At 69.6% G+C, this 24,507-nt stretch carries 18 protein-coding genes; 4 read left to right on the top strand and 14 right to left on the bottom strand.

Features of this window, described 5'->3' with window-relative positions; translation table 11 throughout:
* Positions 1–53 precede the first annotated feature (53 nt).
* Positions 54–596, bottom strand: coding sequence for a peroxiredoxin (locus HMF7854_RS08380; protein ID WP_126718688.1), 543 nt, complete (start codon positions 594–596; stop codon positions 54–56).
* Positions 597–710: 114 nt separating this feature from the next.
* Here HMF7854_RS08380 and HMF7854_RS08375 point away from each other — a divergent pair, with 114 nt between their 5' ends.
* Positions 711–1,649 carry a LysR substrate-binding domain-containing protein gene (locus HMF7854_RS08375; protein ID WP_126718687.1) on the top strand — a complete coding sequence of 313 codons (939 nt, stop codon included), beginning with the start codon at positions 711–713 and terminating at the stop codon, positions 1,647–1,649.
* Here HMF7854_RS08375 and HMF7854_RS08370 read toward each other — a convergent pair.
* The 3 genes from HMF7854_RS08370 to addA all read right to left on the bottom strand — a co-directional run bounded on the left by HMF7854_RS08370 (position 1,615) and on the right by addA (position 5,761).
* Positions 1,615–1,905 carry a hypothetical protein gene (locus tag HMF7854_RS08370; protein WP_126718686.1) on the bottom strand — a complete coding sequence of 97 codons (291 nt, stop codon included), beginning with the start codon at positions 1,903–1,905 and terminating at the stop codon, positions 1,615–1,617. The two genes, HMF7854_RS08375 and HMF7854_RS08370, sit on opposite strands and share 35 nt — an antisense overlap.
* A gap of 86 nt (positions 1,906–1,991) precedes the next feature.
* On the bottom strand, positions 1,992–2,312 hold the full coding sequence (trxA, locus tag HMF7854_RS08365; RefSeq protein WP_126718685.1) for a thioredoxin: 321 nt from the start codon (positions 2,310–2,312) through the stop codon (positions 1,992–1,994).
* Positions 2,313–2,368: 56 nt separating this feature from the next.
* The gene (addA, locus tag HMF7854_RS08360) at positions 2,369–5,761 is read right to left on the bottom strand and encodes a double-strand break repair helicase AddA (RefSeq protein ID WP_126718684.1); all 3,393 of its coding nucleotides are present in this window, start codon (positions 5,759–5,761) and stop codon (positions 2,369–2,371) included.
* Between the two features lie 74 nt (positions 5,762–5,835).
* Between addA and HMF7854_RS15745 the strand changes: the two genes are divergently transcribed.
* Complete coding sequence (locus HMF7854_RS15745) at positions 5,836–5,988, top strand: hypothetical protein (RefSeq protein WP_185829211.1); 153 nt, start codon at positions 5,836–5,838, stop codon at positions 5,986–5,988.
* Positions 5,989–5,994: 6 nt separating this feature from the next.
* On the opposite strand, the gene addB is transcribed toward HMF7854_RS15745, so the two are convergent.
* Genes addB through HMF7854_RS08335 form a run of 5 tightly spaced genes read right to left on the bottom strand, consistent with a single transcriptional unit; the run spans position 5,995 to position 13,420 of the window.
* Complete coding sequence (gene addB / locus HMF7854_RS08355) at positions 5,995–8,916, bottom strand: double-strand break repair protein AddB (protein WP_126718683.1); 2,922 nt, start codon at positions 8,914–8,916, stop codon at positions 5,995–5,997.
* The gene (locus tag HMF7854_RS08350; protein WP_126718682.1) at positions 8,909–9,667 is read right to left on the bottom strand and encodes a nucleotidyltransferase family protein; all 759 of its coding nucleotides are present in this window, start codon (positions 9,665–9,667) and stop codon (positions 8,909–8,911) included. The genes addB and HMF7854_RS08350 overlap by 8 nt, the downstream gene beginning before the upstream one ends.
* Entirely contained in the window at positions 9,664–10,665 is a 1,002-nt protein-coding gene (locus HMF7854_RS08345; protein WP_239016903.1) for an aminoglycoside phosphotransferase family protein, read from the bottom strand. Before HMF7854_RS08345 ends, HMF7854_RS08350 begins: the two co-directional genes overlap by 4 nt.
* On the bottom strand, positions 10,650–11,087 hold the full coding sequence (gene tsaE, locus HMF7854_RS08340) for a tRNA (adenosine(37)-N6)-threonylcarbamoyltransferase complex ATPase subunit type 1 TsaE (protein ID WP_126718681.1): 438 nt from the start codon (positions 11,085–11,087) through the stop codon (positions 10,650–10,652). Before tsaE ends, HMF7854_RS08345 begins: the two co-directional genes overlap by 16 nt.
* A complete protein-coding gene (locus HMF7854_RS08335) occupies positions 11,084–13,420 on the bottom strand; it encodes a sensor histidine kinase (RefSeq protein ID WP_126718680.1) in 2,337 nt (778 codons plus the stop codon). The genes tsaE and HMF7854_RS08335 overlap by 4 nt, the downstream gene beginning before the upstream one ends.
* Before the next feature lie 390 nt (positions 13,421–13,810).
* Here HMF7854_RS08335 and HMF7854_RS08330 point away from each other — a divergent pair, with 390 nt between their 5' ends.
* Together HMF7854_RS08330 and HMF7854_RS08325 are read left to right on the top strand one after the other, a co-directional pair.
* On the top strand, positions 13,811–17,176 hold the full coding sequence (locus tag HMF7854_RS08330) for a TonB-dependent receptor (protein ID WP_126718679.1): 3,366 nt from the start codon (positions 13,811–13,813) through the stop codon (positions 17,174–17,176).
* 96 nt (positions 17,177–17,272) lie between these two features.
* Positions 17,273–18,235 carry a 2OG-Fe(II) oxygenase gene (locus tag HMF7854_RS08325; protein WP_126718678.1) on the top strand — a complete coding sequence of 321 codons (963 nt, stop codon included), beginning with the start codon at positions 17,273–17,275 and terminating at the stop codon, positions 18,233–18,235.
* Positions 18,236–18,287: 52 nt separating this feature from the next.
* On the opposite strand, the gene HMF7854_RS08320 is transcribed toward HMF7854_RS08325, so the two are convergent.
* From HMF7854_RS08320 to HMF7854_RS08300, 5 genes are all read right to left on the bottom strand, one after another.
* On the bottom strand, positions 18,288–19,838 hold the full coding sequence (locus HMF7854_RS08320) for a TonB-dependent receptor domain-containing protein (protein WP_126718677.1): 1,551 nt from the start codon (positions 19,836–19,838) through the stop codon (positions 18,288–18,290).
* Positions 19,820–21,091, bottom strand: a complete 1,272-nt coding sequence (locus HMF7854_RS08315) for a TonB-dependent receptor plug domain-containing protein (RefSeq protein ID WP_126718676.1) — start codon at positions 21,089–21,091, stop codon at positions 19,820–19,822. Before HMF7854_RS08315 ends, HMF7854_RS08320 begins: the two co-directional genes overlap by 19 nt.
* A 208-nt stretch (positions 21,092–21,299) precedes the next feature.
* Positions 21,300–22,712 carry an adenosylhomocysteinase gene (gene ahcY, locus HMF7854_RS08310; protein WP_126718675.1) on the bottom strand — a complete coding sequence of 471 codons (1,413 nt, stop codon included), beginning with the start codon at positions 22,710–22,712 and terminating at the stop codon, positions 21,300–21,302.
* A gap of 105 nt (positions 22,713–22,817) precedes the next feature.
* Entirely contained in the window at positions 22,818–23,831 is a 1,014-nt protein-coding gene (locus tag HMF7854_RS08305; protein WP_126718674.1) for a lysylphosphatidylglycerol synthase transmembrane domain-containing protein, read from the bottom strand.
* Positions 23,832–23,867: 36 nt separating this feature from the next.
* Positions 23,868–24,440, bottom strand: coding sequence for a YqgE/AlgH family protein (locus HMF7854_RS08300; RefSeq protein ID WP_126718673.1), 573 nt, complete (start codon positions 24,438–24,440; stop codon positions 23,868–23,870).
* Between the last annotated feature and the right edge of the window lie 67 nt (positions 24,441–24,507).

Raw genomic sequence — 24,507 nt, 5'->3', positions numbered from 1 at the left:
CCGGGCGGCAGCACCGCCGGTGTAGGGGAACCGGCGGCGTTTCGGCGATCAGGTCAGGCGGCGGGCTTCAGCACCTCGTCACCGGCCGACCAGTTGCATGGGCACAGCTCGTCGGTCTGCAGCGCGTCAAGCACGCGCAGCGTCTCCGCCGGGTTGCGACCGACGTTGAGGCCATTGACCGTGACGTGCTGGATGATGTTGTCGGGATCGACGATGAACGTCGCGCGGAACGCGACCTTCTCGCCCTGGTCGAGGATGCCGAGCGCCTCGGCCAGTTCCTTGCCCTGGTCGGCGATCCACGGGAAGTCGCAGGCAGCCAGCCGCTCGTCCGACTTGCGCCACGCGAAGTGGACGTGCGCGGTGTCGGTCGAGGCGCCGATCAGCTCGGCGTCGCGGTCGGCGAAGTCGCCCTTGAGCTCGCTGTAGCCGACGATCTCGGTCGGGCAGACGAAGGTAAAGTCCTTGGGCCAGAAGAACAGGATCTTCCACTTGCCGTTGGTCTGGGCAAGATCGATCGTCTCGCCCGCGGGCAGTGCGCCGGTGCCCTGCTGGACGGGAAGAGTAAGGCCGGGCAGCTTGTCGCCGACGGTCAGCATGTCAGTCTCCTGTAGGTGTTCGCTTACGCAATAGAAATGGTGCGGCGCAGCATCTAGATCGCTGGCGTTGATCGTTCAATCCGATTATGTCAATCAAATTGATCGTGTAAGCCGATGACCATCTATCTCCCCACACTGAAGCAGCTCCAGTATCTGGTCGCGCTGCGCGACCATGGGCACTTCGGTCGCGCGGCCGAGAGCTGCTTCGTCACCCAGTCGACCCTCTCCGCCGGCCTGCGCGAGCTCGAGACCCTGCTCGGCACCACCCTCGTCGAACGCACCCGCCGCGTCGTCCGCTTCACCCCGCTCGGGATCAAGGTCGCCGAGAAGGCCCGCCGCGTGCTACGGGAGACGGAGGAGCTCGCCGACCTCGCCCAGGCGGAGAGCCAGCCGCTCACCGGCACGCTGCACATGGGCGTCATTCCCACCATCGCCCCGTTCATGCTCCCCGTCCTCCTGCCCCGGCTGCGGCGGCAGTGGCCCGAACTCAAGCTCCACCTGCGCGAGGAAACCAGCCAGGCCGCCTGCGATGCGCTTCACCGCGGCCAGCTCGACTGCGTCCTCCTCGCCATGCCCTACTCGTGCGGCGACGTGGATCGCGCCGACCTGTTCGACGACGACCTGCTGCTCGCCTATCCTGAGGGCGAAGCCCCGGCCCAGCCGCAGATCGCCGCCGGCGCCATCGACCCGGAGCGGCTGCTGCTGCTCGAGGACGGCCATTGCCTCAAGGAACATGCGCTGGCGGTGTGCAACCGGCCCGACCTCCGGACCGGCTCGACCATGCTCGGCACCTCGCTGCACACGCTCGTCCAGATGGTCGACAACGGCCTCGGCATGACCTTCGTGCCCGAAATGGCGGTGACCGCCGGCATCCTGAACGGCACCAGCATCAAGGTTCGGGCGCTCGAGACCGCGGAGCGCAGCCGCCACATCGCCCTCGTCTGGCGCCGCGGCAGCCCGCGCGCCGAGGAGTTCCGGATGCTCGCCGACGCGCTGCGCGAGATCCGCGCGGCCCTCGCTAGTCCAGCCCCAGCAGCCAGCGCGCGTAGTTGACCGGAACGACGCTCGCGCCCGGCAGGTCGCGGACGAGCTCGGAGCGGTGCGCCATCATCCATTCCAGGCAGCCGGCGCGGCTGTCGAACACCAGCCGCGCCTGGCGCGAGGTGCTGCCGTCATCGGGGTCGACCAGGTAGCGCGCGCCCTTTCGGCAGCCGGGCGCGCCGCTCCAGTCGCGGCATGGCGCGGTCACTGCCGCAACCCAGTAGACGTGGGTGGGATCGAGCCGGTCGACGGGCGCAAGCTGGATCATGCCATCACTCGGGAGCAGGCGGGAGACCGCCGTTTCAACGCCCAAGCGAGCCGATCGCTCCGCCGCGCCCGCCGCGGCGTCATGGCCTAGAGCTGGCCTTCGAGCCAATCCTGGATCTGGCCGCGCGGGGCAGCGCCGACCTTCTGCGCGACCGGCTGGCCGCCCTTGAACAGCAGCATCGTCGGGATGCCGCGGACCCCGTAGCGGCCCGGCGTGTCGGGGTTCTCGTCGATGTTGATCTTGGCGATCGTCACCTTCTCGCCGAGCTGCCCGCTGATCTCCTCCAGCGCGGGGGCGATCATCCGGCACGGGCCGCACCATTCCGCCCAGAAGTCGACGAGCACCGGCTTGTCGGAACCGAGCACGTCGGTGGCGAAGCTCTGGTCGGTGACGGTCTTGGTGGCCATGGGAAACTTACTCCTCGAATCGCTTTCCCCGGATATGGGGCCGCGTGCCGGCCGTCTCAACCCGCGAGCGGGATCAGCGCCGGCCCGGCGGTATAGAGCAGCGCCGGCTCGATCCTCCGCCCGGGGAAGATCACCGCCAGCGCCTCGGCATAGGCGCTCATCTGTCGCCGGTGTGCCTCGGGGATGTCGCCGGCAGAGCGCGGGACCGAGCGGCCGGTCTTGTAGTCGATCAGGCGAACCCGTCCTTCCTCCACCAGCAGCCGGTCGACCGTGCCCGCGATCACCCGCCCGTCGGGCAGCGTCGCGGCGATCGGCGCCTCGGCCAGCGCCTCGCCCGCGAACAGCTCGGCGAAGCGGCCGTCCTCGATCACGCCGCAGGCCGCCTCCACCATCTCGCTCCGGACCGTCGCGTCCATCACGCCCGCCGACCGCTCCAGCCAGTGCAGGGCCGCCGCTCGCCGCCGGTCCGGGGCGAGTTCGGGCAGCCGCTCGAACAGCGCATGGAGCAAAGTCCCACGCCGGGCCGCGTCGCGCAGCTCTGGCGATGGCGGCGGTGCCGCCTCCTGGTCCACGCCCAGCGAGGAGGGCGCGAGCGGCCGCGGCGGCCTCGCTTCGGGCGGTGCCGGCGCGTGCAGCCAGGCCGGCAGCTCCGGCGCGGCGAGCTCGGGTCGCGAGGGCCGCGGCCGCACCCGCTGCTCGGGCACCTGCCCGCGGTAGACCAGCCGCTCGCCCCACCGCTCGTCGGGAACCGCCTCGGCGCCCAGGGCCTCCAGCGCGATCCGCACCCGCGGGTGCCAGCAGTCCTCGGTCAGCGCCCGCCGCCGCTTGACCCCGGCCACCACCAGCCGCTCCTCCGCCCGGGTCAGCCCGACGTAGAGCAGGCGAAAATGCTCCTCGAGGTCGCGCACCTCCTGGTCGCTCATCACCTCGTCGAACGGCGAGATCCGCTCCGGCTTGCGCGGGCGGACGACCGGGACCCGCCGACCGTCGACCGGGACCGCGATCGGCGCGGTCCGGTCACCCAGTTCGCTCGGGTCCGCGGTCGCGTCGGCGAGGATCACCAGCGGCGCCTCCAGCCCCTTCGACCCGTGCACCGTCATCACCCGCACCGCATTCACCGGCGCGGACGGATCGCGCTTCACCTCGACGTCGCCGCTCGCGAACCAGGCGAGGAAGCGGTCGAGCGACGGCAGCTCCTGCCGCTCGAAGTCGTGCGTCGCCGCGACCAGCTCATCGATCGGGTCGCGCGCCGCGGGGCCGAGCCGCTCCAGCAGCTTGCGCCGGCCCTGCATCGGCCCCGACAGGATCGTCTCCAGGAACCGCGCCGGGGTCGTGTAATCGGCCATGTTGAGGAGCCCGGTCAGCACCTCCCGCTCGGCGGCGAAATTGGCGGCTTCGCGCAGCGAGTCCCACAGCGTTCCCGACCGCCCATGCGCAACCTCATAGAGCCGCTCCTGGCTCATCCCCAGCAATGGCGAGACCAGCAAATTGGCGAGGTTCAGGTCGTCGCGCGGCTGAACCGCGAAGCCGATCGCCGCGATCAGGTCCTGCACTGCCAGCGGCCGCGACAGGTGCAGCCGATCGATCCCCGCCACCGGCACGCCTTCCGCGAACAGCCGCGCCACCAGCAGCGAGGCGAACTCGCCGCGGCTGCGGACGAGCACGAGAATGTCGCCGGCGGCGAGCGGCCGCTGCGTCGCCGCGAGCACCGGTGCCTCGTCGAGCCAGGCGCGGATCTGCTGCGCCAGGGCCGTCGCGAAATGCCGCTGCGGCTCGTCGATCCAGCCCTCCTCCGCCTCGTCGCCCTCCTCGCCCCCGGCCAGTTCGAACGGCCGCCACAGCTCGACCACCCCGGGCCGCTCGTCGTGGAAGGCGACATGCGGCTCGGGCGCGCGCTCGAGCCCCATTGGCTGCGGCCCCATCCCCTCGATCACCTTGTCGACCAGCTCGAGCACCGCCGGCGCCGAGCGGAAGCTGGCGGTAATCGCGAGGTCGCGGAACTCGACGGCCCGCTCGTCGCTGCCGCGTGCCGCCTCCTCGAGCAACCGCGAGCGTTCGCGCACCGTCTCCCGCATCCGGCTGAACTCGCGCGGGTCGGTGCCCTGGAAGCCGAAGATCGCCTGCTTGAAGTCGCCGACCATGAACAGGGTCCGCACCCCGGCGCCGGCCCCCGCCCCGGCGAAATATTCCTCGGCCAGCGCGTCGACGATTGCCCACTGGTCAGCGTTGGTGTCCTGCGCCTCGTCGACCAGGATATGGTCGGTCTGGCGGTCGAGCTTGTAGCGCACCCACTCGCCCATCCCCGGCGTCGCGAACAACCGGCGGGTCCAGGCGATCAGATCGTCGAAGTCGGCCACTCCCGCCTGCCGCTTGGCCTTTTCGTAGGCCGCCGCGAAGGCCGCGCCGGCGCGCAGCCCCGCCGCCACGTCGCGCGCGAAGGCGAGGCCGCGCTGCGCCCGCAGCAGCTCGCCGACCGCCGACCCGAGCTCCGAGCAGAGCGAGGGATAATGCTGGCAGATCTTGGCCAGGCCGGCCGCCACCTTGCGCTCGCTCCCGTCGCGGGTGAGCGCCAGCAGCGCCAGCTCGTCGAGCGTCGCGGCGCGCGCCTCGGGCGAGCGGGCGAGCCATGCCTCCGCCCCGTCCGCCGCTCCCGCCCCGGTGCTGGTCCCCCAGGCGCGGTTGGCCTCGATCATCTCGCGGACCAGCCCGCAGTCGAATTGCTCGTCGGCGCAGAGGCCCGCCAGCCATTCCTCGCTGGCATCCTCCGGAAGTCCCATCGCCCCGAAGATCCGGGCCGTGATCCCGTCCCGCGGCCCCAGCGCCTCGAGTGCCTCCGCGCTGTGCGCGCAGCGCACGAGGTAGCGCTCGGCCGCCGTCTCGCCGACCCGGCTGCTCAGCGCCTGGACGTCGGCGATCAGCCCGGTGTCGCCGTTCCGCTCGGCGTCGGCGATCAGCGCGGCCAGCGTCTGACGGACCAGCAGCTGCTCCTCGCGCCCTTCGACCGGGCGGAAGCCTGGGGCGATCCCCGCCTCGGCCGGGAAGGCAGCGAGCAAGGTCTGCGCGAAGCTGTGGATGGTCTGGATGCGCAGCCCGCCCGGCGCCTCGAGCACCCGCGCGAACAGCCGGCGCGCGTTCTGAAGCGTCGCCGGATCCGTCGCCTCGCCGAGCGCGAACAGGTCCTTGCGCAGGTCGGCGTCTTTCAGCCGCACCCAGTGTGCGAGCCGCTCGCCGATGCGGTTGGCCATCTCCGCCGCGCCCGCCTTGGTGAAGGTCAGGCAGAGGATCGTCTCGGGCCTGACCCCACCCAGCAGCATCCGCAGCACGCGGGCGGTCAACACCTGCGTCTTGCCGGTGCCGGCGGAGGCCGACAGCGTCGCATGGACCCGCGGGTCGGCGGCCAGGCTCTGGTTGGGGCTTAAGCGGTGCAGGGCCTTGAAACGACGCGCCATCGCCGCGAGAGATAGCAAGCCGTCCGGGCCGGCGCTATGGCAGGGTTAAACAGGATCAACCATCAGGATCGACCATGGCCGACGACCAGGACAACAACGAGACGAAGAAGGACCATGGGCCGTTCAAGGCCGGCGTCGCGATCGGGATCGGCTCGGCGGCGATCGTCGCCGCGCTGCTCTACGCGCGCTCGACCACCAGGGGCGGCAAGGGGCGCAAGAAGGGCTGAGCGCCCCTATTCGCGCCCATACCACTCCTCCAACCGCATCAGCTGGTCATAGTCGCCCCACGGCGCATAGGCCGGATTGAGCTTGGCGGTGAACTCGTCGTCCCCGGTCAGCCAGCGCGCGGCTGCCGCGGTGAAGTGGCGCTCGGCAGCCTCGAGGAAGGCTTCGGGCTCGCCGCCGTCGGCCTTGGCGAGATAGCCAAAGCGGCGGGTCCGCTGGTCCCGCGCCAATGACCAATATTCATGCGCTTCCGGCTCGCCGGCCACCGTTCGGAACCCGCCGGCGCGGGCGATCAGCCCGAGCAACCCGAGCTGCAGCGCCATGCCCTCCTCGATCGCCTTCCTGGTCGGCGGCCGCCCGGTCTTGTAGTCGATGATCGCGACCCGCCCGTCGGCCAGCCGGTCGAGCCGGTCGACCTTGCCCTTGAGCGTCACCCCGGCGAGCTCGGTGCCGCCCTCGATCTCCGCCGCCGCCGGCCGGCGACCGTCCGCCCGGTTCCTTCGCTCCTCGCCCGCGATCCAGTCGATCGCCTCCAGCAGCCGTGGCTGCCACAGCGCGCGCAGCATCGGGTGGATCGCCTCGCCAGCCACCAGCGCCCGGGCGCGGTCGAGCAGCGTGTCGGGCTCGCAATCGTCGTCGCGCAGCCACTCCTCCAGCACCTGGTGTACCGCGCTGCCCTTCCACTGCGCCGTGTGGTCGGCATCGACCGGGTCGAGCGCGCGCAGGCGCAGCATCGCCTTGGCATAGAAGGCATAGGGGTCGGCTTTAAGCCGGTCGACGTCGGTCACGTAGATCGTCCGCGGCCGGTCCTCGACCGGCGGACGCGGGCGCGGGCGCCCGACCGGGTTGACCGCAGCCGGCGCGTCGATCGCGCTCGCCAGCCGCTCGAGCCGGACATCGCGGGCGAGACCGCCGGTCATCGCCATCAGCCGCAGCCACAGCCGCGAGGCGACCGCCGGGCCCTTCGCATCGCGGCGGGCGCGGGTCAGCAGCACCTTGGGCGCGCCCAGCGCCGAGGCGAAGTCGTGCGCGGCGAGCCCCACTCGAAAGTCGAGCCCGGGGAGGCCGAGCGTGCGCCGGATCCGCGGCGCCAGCCAGGGGTCGGGCTGGGGCAGCGCCGGCCATGTCCCCTCGTTGAGCCCGGCGAGGATCATCAGGTCGGCCTGCACCTGCCGCGCCTCGAGCAGGCCGAGGATCTGGATCCGCGGATGACCGCCGAAGGGCGGACGCACCGCGCGGGCATCGAGCAGCTGGCGGAGGATCGGCAGCGCGTCGGCAGGGTCGAGCCACAGCGCGGCGCTCCCCTCGCCCTCCTCGATTTCTCCGAGCAGCTCGGCCGCGGCGCGACCCGCCGGTCCGCTCCATGCCGCCTCGCCGGCCAGCACCCCGGCCACTTCGCGCAGGTCGCGGGCGAGCTGCTGAAGCGTGGTGGAGCCCGCCAGCAGCGCGGCGACCCGGGCGACGAGAGGCCGTAGCTGGCGCCACGCCCGCCCGCATTCGCGGTGCCGGCGCTCGGCCGCCTTCTCGCCGCAGTGTCGATCCAGCCCGTCGAGCCCCTCCGGCGGCCGCGGGCCGCGCAGCGCAAGGTCGAGGTGGCGGGTCGCGTCCAGCCACTCCTGCCGGTCCGCCCCGGCCTGCACCAGCGGATGCTTGAGCAGCGCGAGCAGCGCCACCGGCGCCAGACGCTCCGCCGCCGCCGCGACGATCGCCAGCAGCAGGCTTCCCGGCGGCGACTGAGCGAGCGGCTGGCCCGCGCTGTCGTCAGCCTGGATCCCCCAGCGGCCGAGCAGCGCCGAGACCCGCGCCGCGATCATCCGGTCGGGGGTGACCAGTGCCGCGGTCCGGCCCGGCTCCTCCAGCGCCTCGCGCAGCGCGATGGCGATCGCCTGCGCCTCCGCCGCCGGGTCGGCCAGCTCGGCATGGCGAACGCCGCTCAGCCGCCGTTCCGGGGGCGGCAGCCGCTCCCACTTGTCGGAAAAGTCGGCCGCGGTCATCGCATTGGCGATCGCCCGGCCGCGCACCGCTGGCGCGCTCGCCCGCCCCGCCCCGCGCCATTCCACGACCTCGTCGCGGGCGACCCCGATCCGCTCGAGCAGTCGCTTGAGGTGGAACTGCGGGTGGCTCTCCTCGCCCCGCCCCTGTTCGTCGGGGCCGAGCGCCTCCCATTCCTCGTCGGGCAGGGTCGCGGCGAGACTGAGCGCCGGCAGCACCACCGCCCCGCCTTCCATCCGCGCCACCCGCGCCAGCAGCGCCGCGACCGCCGGTGCGCTGGTCGTCACGCCCGCGGCGATGGTGAAGCCCGCCGGCGGCCGGTCGCGCCACCGCTGCGCGGTCGCCCGCAGCAGCCGGTTGCGCCGCTCGGCGAGATCGATCCGCCCGCGCCGCGCCAGCTCGGCCGGCCATTGCTCGATCAGCGCTTGCAGCCGGTCGAGCGAGAGCTGCCAGTGCCGCGCCAGCTCGGGTGCCTCGGCGACCGCATCGGCCAGCCGCGCCGCCGGCATCTCCTCGATCAGCAGCTGGTCGAGCGTTCGGGCGAGGTCCTCGGCCAGCCGCAGCGCCTCCGCCGCGGTGAGCTCCGCCCCACCCTGCCGCCGAAGCAGCGCTGCCAGCGCGAACAGCCGCTCGCCCGGATCGATCGCGGGCGGGACCGGCTCGCCCGGGTCCGCCGGGTCGAACGCGCCGCCGATGCGGTCGTCGAGTTCGGGATCGCCGATCGCGATCAGCCGCGGCAGCACCAGCCCGCCGCCGCTCGCCCGGACGAACGCCCCGGTCACCGTCCGCACCGCGCGATTGTTGGGGAGCAGCAGCCGCCCCCGGCCGAGGGTCAGCGGGTCGCGACCGTGGCGCGCGATGATCCCCGCCGCGAGCGCGTCGGCGAAGCTGCGATGGCCGGGAATGGTGAAGACGCTGGGGCGGACCGCCTCAGGCAAGGTCGAGCGCCTGCTCGGTCGCCTTGATCGCACCGGGCGTGCCGACGTCGAACCACAGTCCTTGGTGGACCGCGCCGAAGCAGCGCCCCTCGTCGATCGCCCGGTCCCACAGGATGTTGGTGCTGAACGGCCCGTCCGGCGCGTCGCGCAGCAGCCGCCTCGAGACAATCTGGATCCCGGTATAGACGAACGGCGCGACCTTGCTCCGGGTCCGCCGCCGGAGCCGTCCCTCGCAGTCCATGTGGAAGTCGCCCAGCCCCGAATGGTTGCCGGCCCGCGCCTGCGGCACCAGCAGGAGCAGCGCGTCCATCCGCGCCCCGTCCCAGTGGCTGGCGAGCAGCTTCAGCGTGTCGGTCGGCCCGTCCACCCAGAAATTGTCGCTGTTGATCGCGAAGAAGGGATCCTCGTCGATCATCGGCAGCGCCTTGACCAGCCCGCCACCGGTTTCCAGCAGCAGCTCGCGCTCGTCGCTGACCTGCACCTCCAGCCCGCCCGACCGCGCCTTGAGGTGCGCCTCGAGGCTGTCGGCGAGATAATGGACGTTGACCACCACCTTGGCGATCCCCGCCGCCCGCAGCCGGTCGAGGACATGGTCGAGCAGCGCTTGCCCGGCGAGCTCGACCAGCGGCTTGGGGCGGGTCGCGGTCAGCGGCCGCATCCGCTTGCCGAGCCCGGCAGCCATCACCATCGCGGTCCGCGGCACCGCCGCCTTGACCTCGGGACGGAGCGAAAGTGTGCGGGTCTGGCTCATGCCGCCACCTCCGCCCACGCCGCGGCGCGGTGGACCGGGTCGACATGCGCGTCGAACCAGTCGCGCACCGGCTCCAGCCCGGGCTTCGCGAGGTCGCGTTCTAGCAGTCCCCACATGCGCGGCTGGAAGCGTCGGTAGCCGGGCTTTCCGTCGCGCTTCCACAGCCGGCAGAAGACGCCGAGGATCCGCGTGTTGCGCTGCGCGGCGAGTGCCCAGTATGCATGCTCGAACCGCCCGTTGGCGCCGGTCGCCTCGACGTAGCGGTCGATCATCGCCCGCTCGATGTCCGGCGAGACGTCGCGCCGCGCATCCTCCAATACCGAGGCGAGGTCATACGCCGGGTGCCCGGCGAGCGCGTCCTGGAAGTCGAGCAGCCCGAGGTGGCGAACCCCCTCGTGCCCGCCGACCAGCATGATGTTCTCGGCATGATAGTCGCGCAGCACCGTGACCGGGCCGAGCCCGTCGCCGGCGACCGGCGCAAGGACCGCCTCCCACGCGGCGCGATAGGTGTCGGGGTCGAGCTCGAGCCCAACGGCGGGGCCGTACCAGTCGGGGAACAGCCTCAGCTCTTCGAGCCACTGCTCGAGCCCGTGCGGCCTGAGGCCAGCCATCGGCGGATGCGCGTGGAGATGGACCAGCACGTCGGTCGCCGCCGCGTAGAGCTCCGCCTCGCGGTGCGGCGCCTCGTCGAGCGTCTCGCGCAGCCGGACGTCGCCGAGATCGGACAGCAGCAGCATTCCTTGCTCGAGGTCGCGGGCGAGGATCGCCGGCGGGGTCAGCCCCACTCCGCTCAGCCAGTCGGCCACCGCGACGAACGGGCGCGGGTCCTCGTGCGGCGGCGGCGCGTCCATCAGCACCGCCTGCTCGCCCTCGCGGAACACGCGGAAGTAGCGGCGGAAGCTGGCGTCGCCCGCCAGCGGCTCGATCTTGGCGTCGTGCCAGCCGTTCGCGGACAGGAACGCATGCGCCCCTTCGGGCGGACTCATCGGGGCGGCCATCGGTCCTCCCATGACGCAGGCGGTTCGGCTGTCAAGCGCCGGGCGCCGCCCTCGCCGAAGGCGAGCGACAGGCGGAGCGCTTGCCGCCACGCACCGCTTCCCGCGCGCGACGGCCACTCGACCAGCAGCGCCCCGTCCTCCAGCGCGGAGTCGAGCCCCAGCTCCTCCAGCTCGTCCGGATCTTCCAGCCGGTAGAGGTCGGCGTGCCAGATCGGCAGCGGCAGATGCTCGTAGGGCTGGACGATCGCGAAGGTTGGGCTCGGCACCTCCCCGTCGTGCCCGGCGCCGGCCAGGATCGCCCGCGCCAGCGCCGTCTTGCCGACCCCGAGCGGGCCTTCCAGCGCGACCACGTCACCCGGCCGGAGCAGCCCGGCGATGGCGCGCCCCAGCGCGGCCGTGGCCGCCTCGTCGGCGAGGATCATCGCCGCCCGCGCGGGATGGTCAGCGTCACCGCCGTTCCCTGCCCCGGCGCGGACACCAGTTCGACCCCGCCGCCGTGCGCCTCGATGAACTGGCGGGTCAGCGGCAGCCCGAGCCCGAGCGCCGCCTCGCCATGGGTGCCGCCGATCCGGGTGAAGCGGTCGAATACCCGCTTCTGGTCCTCCGGCGCGATGCCCGGGCCGTTGTCGACGATGGTGACGATCGCCTCATGGTCGTTGCCGGCAGCCTCGAACGTCACGCTGCCGCCCTCGTCGGTGTAGGTGATCGCGTTGCCGAGCACATGCTCGAACACCTCGCGCAGCCGGCGGCTATCGCCGATCACCGCCCCGGCGCTCGGCTGGATGATCGTCTTGAAGCTGAGCTGGCGCGCGGTCGCGCCGGACTGCAGCCCCTCCGCGACCATCCGGCACAGCCCGCCGAGGTCGATCCGGTCGCGTTCGAGCGCGACCCCGTGGCGGTCGCCCTGGGTCAGGTCGAGCACGTCGTCGATCAGCCGCGACAGCCGCGCCACCGCCTCGAGGATGGCATGGACATAATCGGCCGCCGCCGGCGTCAGCCCGCCCGCATAGCCGCCCGCCAGCATCTCGGCGAAGCCGCCGATCGAGGTCAGCGGGGTGCGCAGCTCGTAGCTCATGTTGGCGACGAAGTCGGTCTTAACCCGGTCCGCCTGCTCCAGCGCGGTCGCCCGCTCGCGCAGCGCGCTCTCGATCCGCGCGCTGTCGGTCACGTCGATCATCGTCAGCAGCGCGTTGCCGTCCGGCAGCGGGACCGCGGCGAAGTCGAAGTTGCGCCCGTCGGCCATGTTGATCCGTCCGCCGCCCTGGCGCCGCTCGGTCGTCGCGGCACGGATCAGCTCGCGCAGCTGCGCCGCCGCGGTCGGGTTGACCAGCCGGCGTGCCATGGCGGGCACCAGCTCGTCGACCCGCGGATGCTCGGCGAGCCAGCTTTCATCGAGGTCCCACACGCTGCCAAAGCGGTTGTTCCAGAGATAGAGCCGCCCGTCCGCCGCGAACACGCTGATCGCCTCGAACAGATTGTCGAAGGTCGCGGTGCGGACCCGCAGCAGCGTGTCGCGCGCCGACGCCAGCCGGACCTGCTCGGTGCGGTCCTCGAGTATGAGCCGAAGTCCGCCGTCGGGCAGCGGCTGGCCGACGACACGGATATGGTCGCCGTTGGCGAGGATCCATTCCTCCTCCAACGCTTCCTCGGTCGCGGTGAACCAGGCTCGCCGTTCGCCCTTCCACAAAGGGAAGTCGCGGGTCTCGGGCAGCCGGTTGCTCTCGCGCATCCGCTCCAGCACGCGGTCGAACTCGGGCGCGTCGTTGAGCCACTCGGGCTCGATCCGCGCCATGATCGCGAACGGCTGGTTGAAGAAGGACAGGGTCCGGTCGGCCTCGAACTGGGCGACGCCGGCGGTCAGCCGGTCGGCCAGTTCGCGCTGCGATTCGATGTGGCGGCCAAGCTCGAAGCGGGCGTCCTCCAGGTCCTGGATGTCGATCGCGAAGCCGGCCACCGCGCCGGTCGGCAGCGGCACGTCGACCACCTTCATCATCCGCCGCTCGCCGCCGATCGTCGCCGGCTGGCTGCGGGTGAAGCTGTGGCGATGCTCGAGCGCCGCCTTGGCCGCCGCGCGCGGGCTGTCGTCGTCGGGCGAATCGATGAGCTCCGCGCCGCGCTGGATGACGTCCGCGGCGTCGCGCCCCTCGACCGCCGCGACATAGGCGCTGTTGACGAGGCCGAGGCGGAGGTCGGCGGCGCGATACCACATCGGGAACGGCGCGCTCTCGATCAGGTGGGTGAGGCTTTCCAGCGCCGCCTCGGTCTGGCGCAGCCGGGCCCCGAGCGCGAGTTTCTCGCTTTCGGCGCTGGTCGCGTCGCCCAGCCAGAGGAGGAGCGTGCCCGGCTCGGCCGGGGACGGTGCGGGCGCGCCACGGACGTCCATGACCCGGCGCGAGCCGGCAAGGCGGACGGTGCGCTCGAAGCGCCCCCCGCTGAGCGCGCTCGCGGCGACGTCGTCGGCCAGCGCGGCGAGGTCCTCCGCCTCGATTCCGCATTCACCCTGCGACAGGTCGGAGAGGCGGGCCACGCCAGACCCGTCGAGCCCGAGTTCGGCGGCAAGCCGCGGCTCGAGCCGGATCGCGCCGTCACGGCCGACCTCGACCGGGCGGACGGGCGCCGCGGCGAGCACCGCGCCGAGCGAGCGCAGCGTGGCGATCAGCCGGTTCGCCCGCCGCAGCTGCGCCGCCGCCCGCACCGACAGGGCGACCGCGACGGCAACCCACACGGCCGCCACCCCTCCAATCACCCACATCATGACCAGCCGGTCCCCCGCCTCATGTCACTGTCATAGAAGGCAAGCGGCGCCGGGTTGAAGCGAAAAGAGCGGCCATTGTCGTGGCCGCGGTGCAACGCCGCGAGGCGGTGGCCCGGCCATGACGAGCGCAACGGCGACACGGCTTGACACTTACGCACAGCTTACAGCAGAGGAGCCGCCAGGGAATCGCCCGCCGGCCGGCGGGTCACTTCACCAGCCTAAAAAACGGCTCTCGCTCCATGTTAATGAAGCGGGCTGTTTATGCTTGTTTATCGAGCAACAACTTACGTGATAATAATGTTACAGCGGGGTCCAAAATCCCGTCGAAGTTGTTCAATCCATTGCGGTTCGTGCGCGTCTCGGGAAATCAGCCCACCTCCAAAGAACTCCATGGGTGGGCTTCAAGTGAAATATCGTACAATCCTCAGCGCGACCGCGCTGCAGACGGGTGCACTGCTCCTTTTCGCATCGGGCGCCGCTGCGGCGGTCCAGCCGGTTCCGGCTCCGCCGGCCCCACCGGCCGGTCCCAGCGACACCACCAACTCGACCAATCCCGCGGACGTAATCCCGGTCACCAAGGCCGACGAGGGCACCGCCTCGCGCTCCGACCAGTCGATCACCGTAACCGGCTCGCGCATCCGTCGTCCCAACCTCGAATCGCCGATCCCGGTCACCTCGATCGCGGGTGAGCAGGTGTTCCAGCGCGGCCAGACCAACATAGGCGACGCGCTCAACGACCTGCCGCAGCTGCGCAGCACCTTCGCGCAGCAGAACCCGGGCCTGGGCATCGGCATCGCCGGCCTCAACCTGCTCGACCTTCGCGGTCTCGGCACCGCCCGCACCCTCGTGCTGGTGAACGGCCGTCGCCATGTCGCCGCCGACATCCTCAACAACGCCGTCTCGCCGGACGTCAACACGATCCCGAACGATCTCGTCGAGCGCGTCGACATCGTCACCGGCTCGAACTCGGCGGTCTATGGTTCGGACGCCATCGCGGGCGTGGTCAACTTCGTCCTGAAGCGCGACTACAACGGCCTGCAGCTGCGCGGCCAGGGTGCGCTCGCCGGCGCCAACTTCGGCGGCAACTACTATACCTCGGCGCTGTTCGGTAAGAACTTCGCTGACGGTCGCGGCAACATCACCCTGCACGGCGAATATTCCGACCAGAAGCGCATCTTCGGTTCGGAAATCCCGTGGTTCCGCCGGGTCGACGGCCTCGGCGTCATCGACGTCGACACCGCCGGTCTGCCCAACGGCAGCGACGGCTTCCCGGACCGCACCTTGGTCCGCGACATCCGCCAGACCAGCATCAGCTATCTCGGCCTCGTCCCGATCACGCAGTCGGCGGCGAACCCGCGCTGCGGCACCGGCCTGGCCGCGACCAACGGCCCGTCGGGCACCACCGGCGGCCTGCCGTACAACTGCACCTACCTGTTCACGCCGGACGGACGTCTGGTCCAGCAGACCGGCACCCGCTACAGCACCGGCATCATCGGCGGCATCCTGGGCGGCAACGGCACCACGGGCCGCGAAGGTCAGCAGCTGTCGGTCCTGCCGTCGCTCAACCGCGTCAACTTCAACATGCTGGCGCACTATACCGTCAGCGACGCGTTCGAGCCGTTCATCGAAGCCAAGTGGAACCGCGTGAATGCGCTCGGCAACAACGCCGGCCCGTCGTTCATCCAGGGCACGTTCGGCCAGTTCGACATCCGCGAGCGGGTTCGTCTCGACAATCCGTTCCTGAACCCTGCCGACCGCACCACAATCGCCAACGCGATCCTCGCCTCGGGCTGCAACACCAGCCTGACCGCGGCCTGCTCGGCGACCCGCACCACGCTGAGTGGCCAGGGCATCGGCGGCGCGCTCAACGCGGCGGACATCACGGCGATCAACGCCGGGACGTATCGCTTCGTCGACGCCCGCACGCTGCTCGACGCTGGCATCCGCGACGAGAAGTTCCGTCGTGACACCTACCGCATCGTGCTCGGCGCGCGCGGTACGTTCAACAACGACTGGCACTACGAACTGTCGGGCAACTACGGCAAATTCAAGCAGGACACGACGACCTACGGCTACCTCGATCGCCAGCGCTTCCTGCTGTCGCTCGACTCCGGTCGCAATCCGGCCACTGGCCAGATCCAGTGCCGCTCGCAGTATGATCCGGCCTCGGCGACCGCGTTCACCCGTGGTCTTTCCCCGGACCAGATCGCCCAGGAGCAGGCGAAGCTGGCGGCCGACATCGCGGCCTGCACGCCCTACAATCCGTTCGGCGCAGGCAACAACGCCGCCGCGGTCAACTATTTCTCGTACAACGCCCATACCAAGGCGAGCCTGACCCAGCTGGACTTCCTCGGCACCCTCTCGGGTGACTCGAGCCAGCTGTTCGAGCTGCCGGGCGGACCGATCGGCTTCTCGATCGGTGCCGAATATCGTCGTGAGCGCGCGCGCTACAAGGACGATCCGTTCGTCGAGACCGGCCTGACCAACGCGGTCGTGATCGGCGAGTTCGATCCGCCGACCTTCGCGGTCAAGGAAGCGTTCGGCGAAATCAACGTGCCGATCCTGAAGGATCGTCCGTTCTTCCACGACCTGTCGCTGAACGGTGCGGGCCGCGTGTCGGACTACAAGGGTGCCGTCGGCACCGTGTACACCTACAACTATGGTGCCGAGTATGCGCCGGTCCGTGACCTGCGCTTCCGCGGCAACTATGGTAAGGCCGTCCGCGCGCCGAACGTGTCGGAGACCGGCTTCCCGGTCGTGCCGAACTTCGCTCCGGGCTTCGTCGATCCCTGCTCGTCGACCCAGATCGGCAGCAACCCGAACCGTCAGGCGAACTGCTCGGCGGACCTCGGCAACCTGCTGGCCGGCATCCCGAACGTGACCCGTTCGCTGCCGATCCTCAGCGGCTCGAACCCGAACCTGAAGCCGGAAGTCTCGCACTCGCTGACCCTCGGCGGCGTGCTGACCCCGCGGTTCATCCCGGGCTTCTCGCTGAGCGTCGACTATTACAACATCAAGGTGAAGAACGTCATCGTCTCGCTCTCGGCGCAGGCGATCGTCAACGGCTGCTATGACGCGGCGTCGCTGGACAACCCGTTCTGCCCGCTGTTCCAGCGCTTCCGTGGTGCCGGCACCGGTCCGCTGGGCGAGCTGCCGGGTGAGGTTCTGGGCAACACCCTGCTGTCGGCGGGTCAGAACTTCGCGAAGCGCGTACGTCGTGGCATCGACTTCAATGCCAACTACCGCAAGCAGCTGACCAGCAACATCGGCCTCGACACCAGCGTGATCTATGTTCACGGCCTGCAGTCGAGCAACTTCCAGGATCCGTCGCGCCCGGCGTTCGAGGATCGTCTGCTCTCCGAGCTTGGCGATCCGAAGGACGAGGTCCGGTTCGACGCCGACCTGAAGGTTGGGAAGGTCACCTTCGGCTACCGGATGCACTACATCGGTTCGATGTTCGTCACCGCCTACGAAGACGTGAACCCGCTGGCCTCGGCCTGCACCCCGAACGGCTGCCCGCCCAACAACGCGGACTATGCCGACATCGTGAAGTATCCGGCGATCACCTATCATGATCTCCGCTTCTCGGTGGACCTGGGTCAGACCTACAAGGCGAGCAACGTCCAGGTGTATGGCGGCGTCGACAACGTGTTCGATCGGCATCCGCCGCTCGGCTCGACCGGCACCGGCAGCGGCAGCGCGATCTACGACATCCGCGGTCGCAACTTCTACCTGGGCGCGAAGGTCCGCTTCTAAGCGTCCGACTACACTCGAAACTGGGGCCGGGAAGAAATTCCCGGCCCTTTTCGTTGGGCTCTGGCACGGTGCCGAGCAGGCTGGCAGGACGGGCTCATGATCGATCCGGTTCGGCAGGCGGCAGGGCTTCTGCAGCGCGGCGACGTGCAGGGCGCCGCCAGGCTTCTCAAGCAGGCCGAAGTGGCCGGCGACGGCGCCGCGGCGCGCGAGCTCGGCTTGTGGCTGCTCTCCGGCCAGCTCGTCCGGCGCGATCTTCCCGGTGCGCGCGCCATGTTCGCCCGCGCCGCCAGCCTCGGGGATGCACCTGCCGAGGCGATCCTCCGGGCCTTCGTGGCGCAGGGCATCGGCGGCTCACGCGACTGGGCGGCCGCTCTCCAGATGCTGCGCGACGCCGCGGCCACCGACGAGAGCGCTCGGAAAGAGTTCGCCCTCCTCGGGCAGATGTCGCTGGATTCGTCCGGCGATCCGCGAGCGCCGAGTACGGCGGAAATCGTCAGCGAGGCGCCTCTGGTGCGCCGCTTCCCGAAGCTTTTGACCGACGCGGAGTGCGACTACCTAATCGCTGCGGCGGAGCCCTTGCTCCAGCCCAGCGTGATCGTGGATCCCGCGACCGGGGAGCAGCGGCCCAACCCGATCCGCACGTCGAGCGGCGCCAGCTTCCCGTTCGTCCACGAGCGTCCCGCCATTCACGCCCTCAATCGTCGCCTCGCCGCGGCGAGCGGAACGGAGGTGGGCGCGGGCGAGCCGCTGCAGGTCCTGCGGTACGCGCCCGGCGAGGAGTATCGGCTGCACAGCGACGCGCTCCCCGGCGTGGTCCCCGCCCAGCAGCGGCGCTGGACCTTCCTCGTCTGGCTCAATGACGAGTTTGCCGGCGGCGAAACCGCTTTCCCGAAGGCAGGGCTGCGGCTCCGCGGGCGCAAGGGAGACGGCCTGCTGTTCCGCAACGTGCTCGACGACGGACGCCCCGACGATGGAGCGGTCCACGCCGGCCTGCCCGTCACCGCCGGCGTGAAGCTCCTCGCCTCGCGCTGGATCCGGGCGGCTCCGCTCCAATATTGAAAAGGGCGGGCCGTCTCGCGACGACCCGCCCCTTCTCGGCGCGACCAGCCTCCTAGAAGTGGAGGTCGACCCCAGCGCGGAAGTAGCGGCCGAGCAGGCCCGGGAAATAGGCGACCGAGCCGCCGCCCGCCGGCGACGGATAGGGCGGCTTGGTGTTCAGCACATTGTCGACGATGAAGCGGAAGGTCATGTTCCGCGCCGCATCGACGCTGAAGCCCGAGTTCACGAAGGCGACCGCCTTGCGCGTCGGGTACTGGTAGTAGTCAAAGGTCGTGTCCGGATCGACCCGCACCTTGCCGGTGTAGTTCACCGTGGTGAACAGGTTCACCGGGCCGTTGGCATAGCTCGCCGTCACCACCGCCGAGTGCTTGGGATAGCCGATTGAGCCCGACAAATGGGTCGGCTGGCTGGCCTGGTCGGCCGTCTGGGTGAGGCTCTTCAGATACTGGTAGCTGCCCGTCAGCCCCAGCGTGCTCCGCGCACCGAGGAACGGGGTGGCAACCCTATAGTCCAGCGCCGCAACAATCCCCTTGTAGGCGAAGGAGGCCGCGTTGAAGTAGCTGCTCTGGATGAAGGTGATCTGGTGGTTGGTCGGGTCGCGCGTCACCAGCGGGCAATACTGGTTGTTGGGATAGCTGCTGGAATCGTAGCAAGCGTCCGCCACCTGCGTCCCGTTCAGCTGGGTGATCGCGCTGCGCAGGCGGATGTTGATATAGTCCGCCGACAGGGTCAGCCCGCGCACGAAGTGCGGGGTCAGCACCACACCACCGGAGAAGCCACGCGACTTCTCGTTTTGCAGGTTCGGGTTGCCCGCGACCGCCTGCAGGAAGCTTGACGCCTGGCCGACAAAGCCGGCCGGAACGCCCGCCGCCGCGCAGTTCTTGGCCCGGGTCGCCGGGTCCGGACCCGAGTTGATGTAATCCTGATCGCAGGGATCGTTGGCGAAGTCGTAGTAGCTGCTCGACGGGTTGAACGCCTCGGTGATTGAGGGCGCCCGGATCGCACGGGTGAAGTTCGCCCGCACGCCGAGATCACGGACGAGGTTCCAGCGGCCTTCCGCCGTCCAGGTCAGGTCCTTGCCGGCAATGCTGTTGTTCACCCACCGAGCGGCGCCGTGCAGCTCGAGGCTGCGGATCAGCGGAACATTGTTGCTCGGACCGACGATGTCCGCCGTCGCCTCTCCGAAGAACTCGTTGGTGTGATAGCTTCCCTTGACCCCGCTGATCGTCACCGACTGGCCGAAGCTGGTGTAGCCGCCGTTACCGTCCGGCTCCCCCTGGTAATAGGCGCCCGGGCTGAAGCTGGTGCTTTCGTAACGATGCTCATAGCCGAGCGCGACACTGAAGTTGCCGCCCGGCAGCTTGAACAGCGGCCCCGCGGTCGAGGCGGTGAACACCCGCTGGTGGTTGATCCCGACCGGCGTCGCGATCGCGGTGATGTAGTTGATCGCCGCCTGCGACGCTTGCCCGGTGCCGAACAGGTTCAGCGGTGCGCAGGTCGGGCTGATCGTCGCGATGTTGGCGCTGGTGTAGCCCGGCGCGCAGACGATGTTGCCGCTCGCGTCCCGCGTGGCGTTTACCGCATTCAGGAAGTTCTGGAACACGATCTCGGGCGAATGACCAACGGTACGGCTCCGCCCGAGGTTTGCGACCGCTTCGAAGGTGAACTTGCGCCAGCCGAGATTGTAGCTGCCATCGATGCCGCCGACGAGGCGGTACAGCTTCGTCGTGGTGCTGGCCCGCCCGGGGTAAAGGTCGGTGTTGGCGCGATCGTGCCGAAGTCGATCGCGCCGAGGCTGCCGTTGGGCGTGAACTGAAGCACATTGCCGTTGGCGTCGAGGACTCCTGGCTGGAGCTGCGGCAGTCCGAAGAAGCCGCCCAGCACCGCTGCCTGCGCCGGGTTGACCACATAGGCGAAGCTGCTGACGCTCGGGATGCCCGATGCGCCCAGCGCGGGGTAGCGCAGGTCGGGGTAGAGGCACTGGGTGTTGGTCGAGCCGGTCGGGCAGCTGGCGTAGAAGTTGTTCTGGCGGCTCAGCGCACGGTCGCTGCTGAGCAGCCCGTTCGCCTTGTTGTACTCGGCGGCCACGGTGATGTTGGCCCGGCCGTCCAGGAAGTTGTGCCCGGCCAGCGCACGGATGCGGTACTCGTTCGCGTCGCCCTTCTGCGAGATGCCGTTCTGCGCGTCGATATCGAAGCCGTTGTAATCGCGCTTCAGGATGATGTTGACCGTACCGGCGATCGCGTCCGACCCGTAGATCGGGGCACCGCCGATCGCGATCGTCTCCACCCGCTCGACGAGCTTGGTGTTGATCGAGTTGAGATCGACCTGAAGGCCGGTTGCCGTCGGTCCGAAGATCGACGCGGTGTTGGACGACACGAAGCGTCGGCCGTTGACCAGCACCAGCGTGCGCTGGCTGCCGAGGCCCAGAAAGTTCACGAAGTTCTGGCCCGACCCGAACGCGCCGCCTTGGGCGTTGCCGACCGGAGACGACCCGGGGACGCCGAACGACGGCTGCTCGTTCAATGCGTCGGCGACGGTCTGGAAGCCGCGCTGCTCGATGGCCGCACTGGTGACGACGTTGGTTGCCTCGAGCGTGTCGAAGTTGGGCTTGCGGATGCGGCTGCCCGTGACGACCACCGAGCTGTCGTCCGATCCGCCGTTCACCGGTTGCGCATTGGTGCCCTTGGTCTCGACGCACTTCTGCGCGGCCGCTGCCGTGGTCGTCGTCGAACAATCCGCCTGCTGATTGGCCTGCTGGGCCTGGACCTGCTGGGTTTCGCTCTGGGCGAAGGCCGGAGTGGCGGCGAGAGCTGTTATGGAAACAGAGGCGAGGGATGCAACAAGGGTACGCATCGGCAACCTTCCAAAGAGACTCGGGACAGCCCGCCTTCCGCCTTCCCGGTGACTCTCGAAAGTCCTGTTTTCCGACGCTTAATGATCACCGCTCGACTGTAACAAACGGGCCACAGTGAGGGCGCCAGACCCGAGCTTTTTTACAAGAAGCTTACGAATTTGCCGACCAGCGCCCGCGTCGAGCAGGCGCTGGTCAACGATATGGTCATCAATACCGATAATGGTCCGGCTTGAACGGACCCTCGGGGGTCACGCCGATGTAGCTCGCCTGCTTCTCGCTGAGCTTGCTGAGCTTCACCCCCAGCTTGTCGAGGTGAAGCGCCGCGACCTTCTCGTCCAGGTGCTTGGGCAGGACGTAGACCTCGTTCTTATAGTCGTCGTTCTTGGTCCACAGTTCGATTTGCGCGAGCGTCTGGTTGGTGAAGCTCGACGACATGACGAAGCTCGGGTGGCCCGTGGCGCAGCCGAGATTTACCAGCCGGCCCTTGGCAAGGACGATGATCTTCTTGCCGTCAGCGAACTCGACCTCGTCGACTTGCGGCTTGATCTCGGTCCACTTGTTGTTGTTGAGCGCCGCGATCTGGATCTCGCTGTCGAAATGGCCGATGTTGCAGACAATCGCCATGTTCTTCATCGCGCGCATGTGGTCGAGCGTGATGACGTCCATGTTGCCGGTCGCGGTGACGAAGATGTCGGCGCGGCCCGCGGCCTCCTCCATCGTCACCACCTCATAACCTTCCATCGCCGCCTGCAGCGCGCAGATCGGGTCGACCTCGGTGACCAGCACCCGCGCACCGCCGTTGCGAAGCGAGGCGGCCGAGCCCTTGCCGACATCGCCGAAGCCGGCGACGCAGGCGACCTTGCCGGCCAGCATGACGTCGGTCGCGCGGCGGATCGCGTCGACCAGCGACTCCTTGCAGCCGTAGAGATTGTCGAACTTCGACTTGGTCACGCTGTCGTTGACGTTGATCGCCGGGAACGGGAGCTTGCCCTGCTTGGCGAGCTCGTAGAGGCGGTGGACGCCGGTGGTGGTCTCTTCCGACACGCCCTTGATCGCCTCGACCGTCTTGGTGAGATAGCCCGGACGCTCCTTGAGGAAGCGGTTGAGCGTCGCGACGAAGATTTCCTCTTCCTCGTTCGACGGCGTGAACAGCGTCTCGCCCGCCTCGACCCGAGCGCCCCACAGCGCGAACATCGTCGCGTCGCCGCCGTCGTCGAGGATCATGTTGCAGGTCTGGTCCTGCCCCCAGTCGAAGATCTTGACGACATAGTCCCAATATTCCTCGAGCGTCTCACCCTTGACGGCGAAGACGGGCACGCCGGTCGCGGCGATCGCGGCGGCGGCATGGTCTTGGGTCGAGAAGATGTTGCACGACGCCCAGCGGACGTCGGCGCCGAGCGCGGTCAGCGTCTCGATCAGCACCGCGGTCTGGATCGTCATGTGCAGCGAGCCGGTGATCCGCGCGCCCTTGAGCGGCTGCGACGCGCCATATTCGGAACGGAGCGCCATCAGGCCCGGCATTTCGGTCTCGGCGATCTCGATCTCCTTGCGGCCGAAATCTGCCAGGGAGATGTCCTTGATCACATAGTCATGCTCGATCGTCTGGGGCTGGGTCGCCACGGTGTCTATCTCCGAAAGTCGCGTCTGCCCGCGCCAGCGGCGCTCGGGCGGTGAAGCGCCGCGCCCTAGCTGCAAACGTCATATAAAGAAAGCTTTATATGTTCCCTACGCCTCGACCGGTCGGAGCTCGCGCCGCATCAGCAGCCCGCCGGGCAGCAGCGGCAGCCACAAGGTGAAGCCGCGGAACAGGAGCGTGGCCGACAGCGCTGCTTCGAACGGGACTCCGAACAGGCGCAGCATGGCGATGCTGACCGCCTCGAAGCTGCCCAGGCCCATCGGGATCGGGCCGAGGATGACGGCGATGGAGGCCATCATGAAAGCGACATAGCCGGCGCTCAGCGGGGCATGGACGCCAAGCGCCCGCAGGCAGGCCTGCATCGTCGCCGCGTCCGCCGCGAACACCGCGAGGTTGAGCAGCGTCAGCCAGGCGATCAGCCGTGGATCGCGGATCAGTTCGCGCGGCGCCTCGCCGACCAGGGCGAAGAAGCTCCGCGCCTTCGACCATCGGCCGAGCCAATGGGGGAGCTTCTCCTGCCCGCGGCGATGCAGCCACAGGGTGAGCGCAGGAATGCCAGCCGAGACGACCAGGAACAGCAGCACCGCACCGTCGAGGAGCGCGCTCGAGCGATGCTTCCACCACAGGTCCACAAGCACCGCGAAGGCGCCCAGCGAATAGCTGAGATAATAAGCGATGACCTGCAGCAGCAGCGCGGCGACCGCATTCCCGCGCGGCACGCCCAGGTTCACCAGCCGGTCGACGAGCAGGACATTGCCGCTCATGCCGGCCGTGGGCACGACCTGGTCGGCGAAATGCTTGGCGAAGGTCAGCCGGAACAGCTCGGCGTGCGGTTCGGGAGTCCGCCCCTGGCGCAGCACCAGCCACCACTGAGCGGAGAGGCCGAAGTAGGTCGCCAGTTGGAGCAGCCCGGCGACGATCAGCCACAGCGGCTCGGCCGTGGCCAGCAGCGCCGCGAACTTCTTGACGTCGCCCCAGTGTAGGATGGCGACGGCGAGCGCCGCCACCAGCAGGGCGGCAAGCAGCCAGTTGCGCCAGTGCGCGCCGATCCCGCGATCCGGCTGCTGCGCCGCTCCCGCACTGTCCTTCCTTCTCGCCATCATCGCCGAACGCAGCAGCCCGGCGCTTCTATCCGGCGATCAGGCGACCCCCGCCTCGCTCGACAGGAGCCGCGGGTCGACGCCCTGCGCCTTGAAGGCCGCCGCCCAGCGCTCGTCGGTCGGCGTGTCGAACAGCAGATCGCTCTTGCCGGGAACGGCGAACCAGCCATGCCCGGTCATCTCCTGTTCCAGCTGCCCGGGGCTCCAGCCGGCGTAGCCGAGCGCCACGATCCACCGGCTCGGACCTCGCCCTTCGGCGATCGCGCGGAGAACGTCGATGGTCCCCGTCATGGCGCACAGCTCACCCGCCTCGCCCGTTACGTGCAGCGTGTCCTCCCCGCCCCAATCGTCACTGTGGAGGACGAAGCCGCGCCCCGGCTCGACCGGGCCGCCATGATGGACCGCCGCGTCGGGCGCCTGCCCGGGATCGAGATCGAGCTGCTTGAGCAGGTCTCGGAAGCGCAGGCCGGCGCGCTTCTGACCGATGCCGATGCCGACGGCGCCGTTCTCGTCATGGACGCAGACGGCGATCACCGCGCGGTCGAAGCGCAGGTCGGCCATCCCGGGCATGGCGAGGAGCAGCTTGCCGGAAAGGAAGCGGGGCGCGTCCATCCTCCTAGCATGGAGGGCGGGCGGGACGGCGGCAACCCCGCTTGAGCGCGTGAAAAGCACCGCCTAT

The organism is Sphingomonas ginkgonis, from assembly GCF_003970925.1.
GTDB lineage: Bacteria > Pseudomonadota > Alphaproteobacteria > Sphingomonadales > Sphingomonadaceae > Sphingomicrobium > Sphingomicrobium ginkgonis.
Note: the sequence above shows the minus strand (reverse complement) of the source record. Positions and strands in the feature narration are given on the sequence as shown.

Coding starts and splice junctions, on each gene's coding strand:
- HMF7854_RS08380 (WP_126718688.1), bottom strand. CDS start 596: ATGCTGACCGTCGGCGACAAGCTGCCCGGCCTTACTCTTCCCGTCCAG.
- HMF7854_RS08375 (WP_126718687.1), top strand. CDS start 711: ATGACCATCTATCTCCCCACACTGAAGCAGCTCCAGTATCTGGTCGCG.
- HMF7854_RS08370 (WP_126718686.1), bottom strand. CDS start 1,905: ATGATCCAGCTTGCGCCCGTCGACCGGCTCGATCCCACCCACGTCTAC.
- trxA (WP_126718685.1), bottom strand. CDS start 2,312: ATGGCCACCAAGACCGTCACCGACCAGAGCTTCGCCACCGACGTGCTC.
- addA (WP_126718684.1), bottom strand. CDS start 5,761: ATGGCGCGTCGTTTCAAGGCCCTGCACCGCTTAAGCCCCAACCAGAGC.
- HMF7854_RS15745 (WP_185829211.1), top strand. CDS start 5,836: ATGGCCGACGACCAGGACAACAACGAGACGAAGAAGGACCATGGGCCG.
- HMF7854_RS08350 (WP_126718682.1), bottom strand. CDS start 9,667: ATGAGCCAGACCCGCACACTTTCGCTCCGTCCCGAGGTCAAGGCGGCG.
- HMF7854_RS08345 (WP_239016903.1), bottom strand. CDS start 10,665: ATGGCCGCCCCGATGAGTCCGCCCGAAGGGGCGCATGCGTTCCTGTCC.
- tsaE (WP_126718681.1), bottom strand. CDS start 11,087: ATGATCCTCGCCGACGAGGCGGCCACGGCCGCGCTGGGGCGCGCCATC.
- HMF7854_RS08335 (WP_126718680.1), bottom strand. CDS start 13,420: ATGATGTGGGTGATTGGAGGGGTGGCGGCCGTGTGGGTTGCCGTCGCG.
- HMF7854_RS08330 (WP_126718679.1), top strand. CDS start 13,811: ATGGGTGGGCTTCAAGTGAAATATCGTACAATCCTCAGCGCGACCGCG.
- HMF7854_RS08325 (WP_126718678.1), top strand. CDS start 17,273: ATGATCGATCCGGTTCGGCAGGCGGCAGGGCTTCTGCAGCGCGGCGAC.
- HMF7854_RS08315 (WP_126718676.1), bottom strand. CDS start 21,091: ATGCGTACCCTTGTTGCATCCCTCGCCTCTGTTTCCATAACAGCTCTC.
- HMF7854_RS08305 (WP_126718674.1), bottom strand. CDS start 23,831: ATGATGGCGAGAAGGAAGGACAGTGCGGGAGCGGCGCAGCAGCCGGAT.
- HMF7854_RS08300 (WP_126718673.1), bottom strand. CDS start 24,440: ATGGACGCGCCCCGCTTCCTTTCCGGCAAGCTGCTCCTCGCCATGCCC.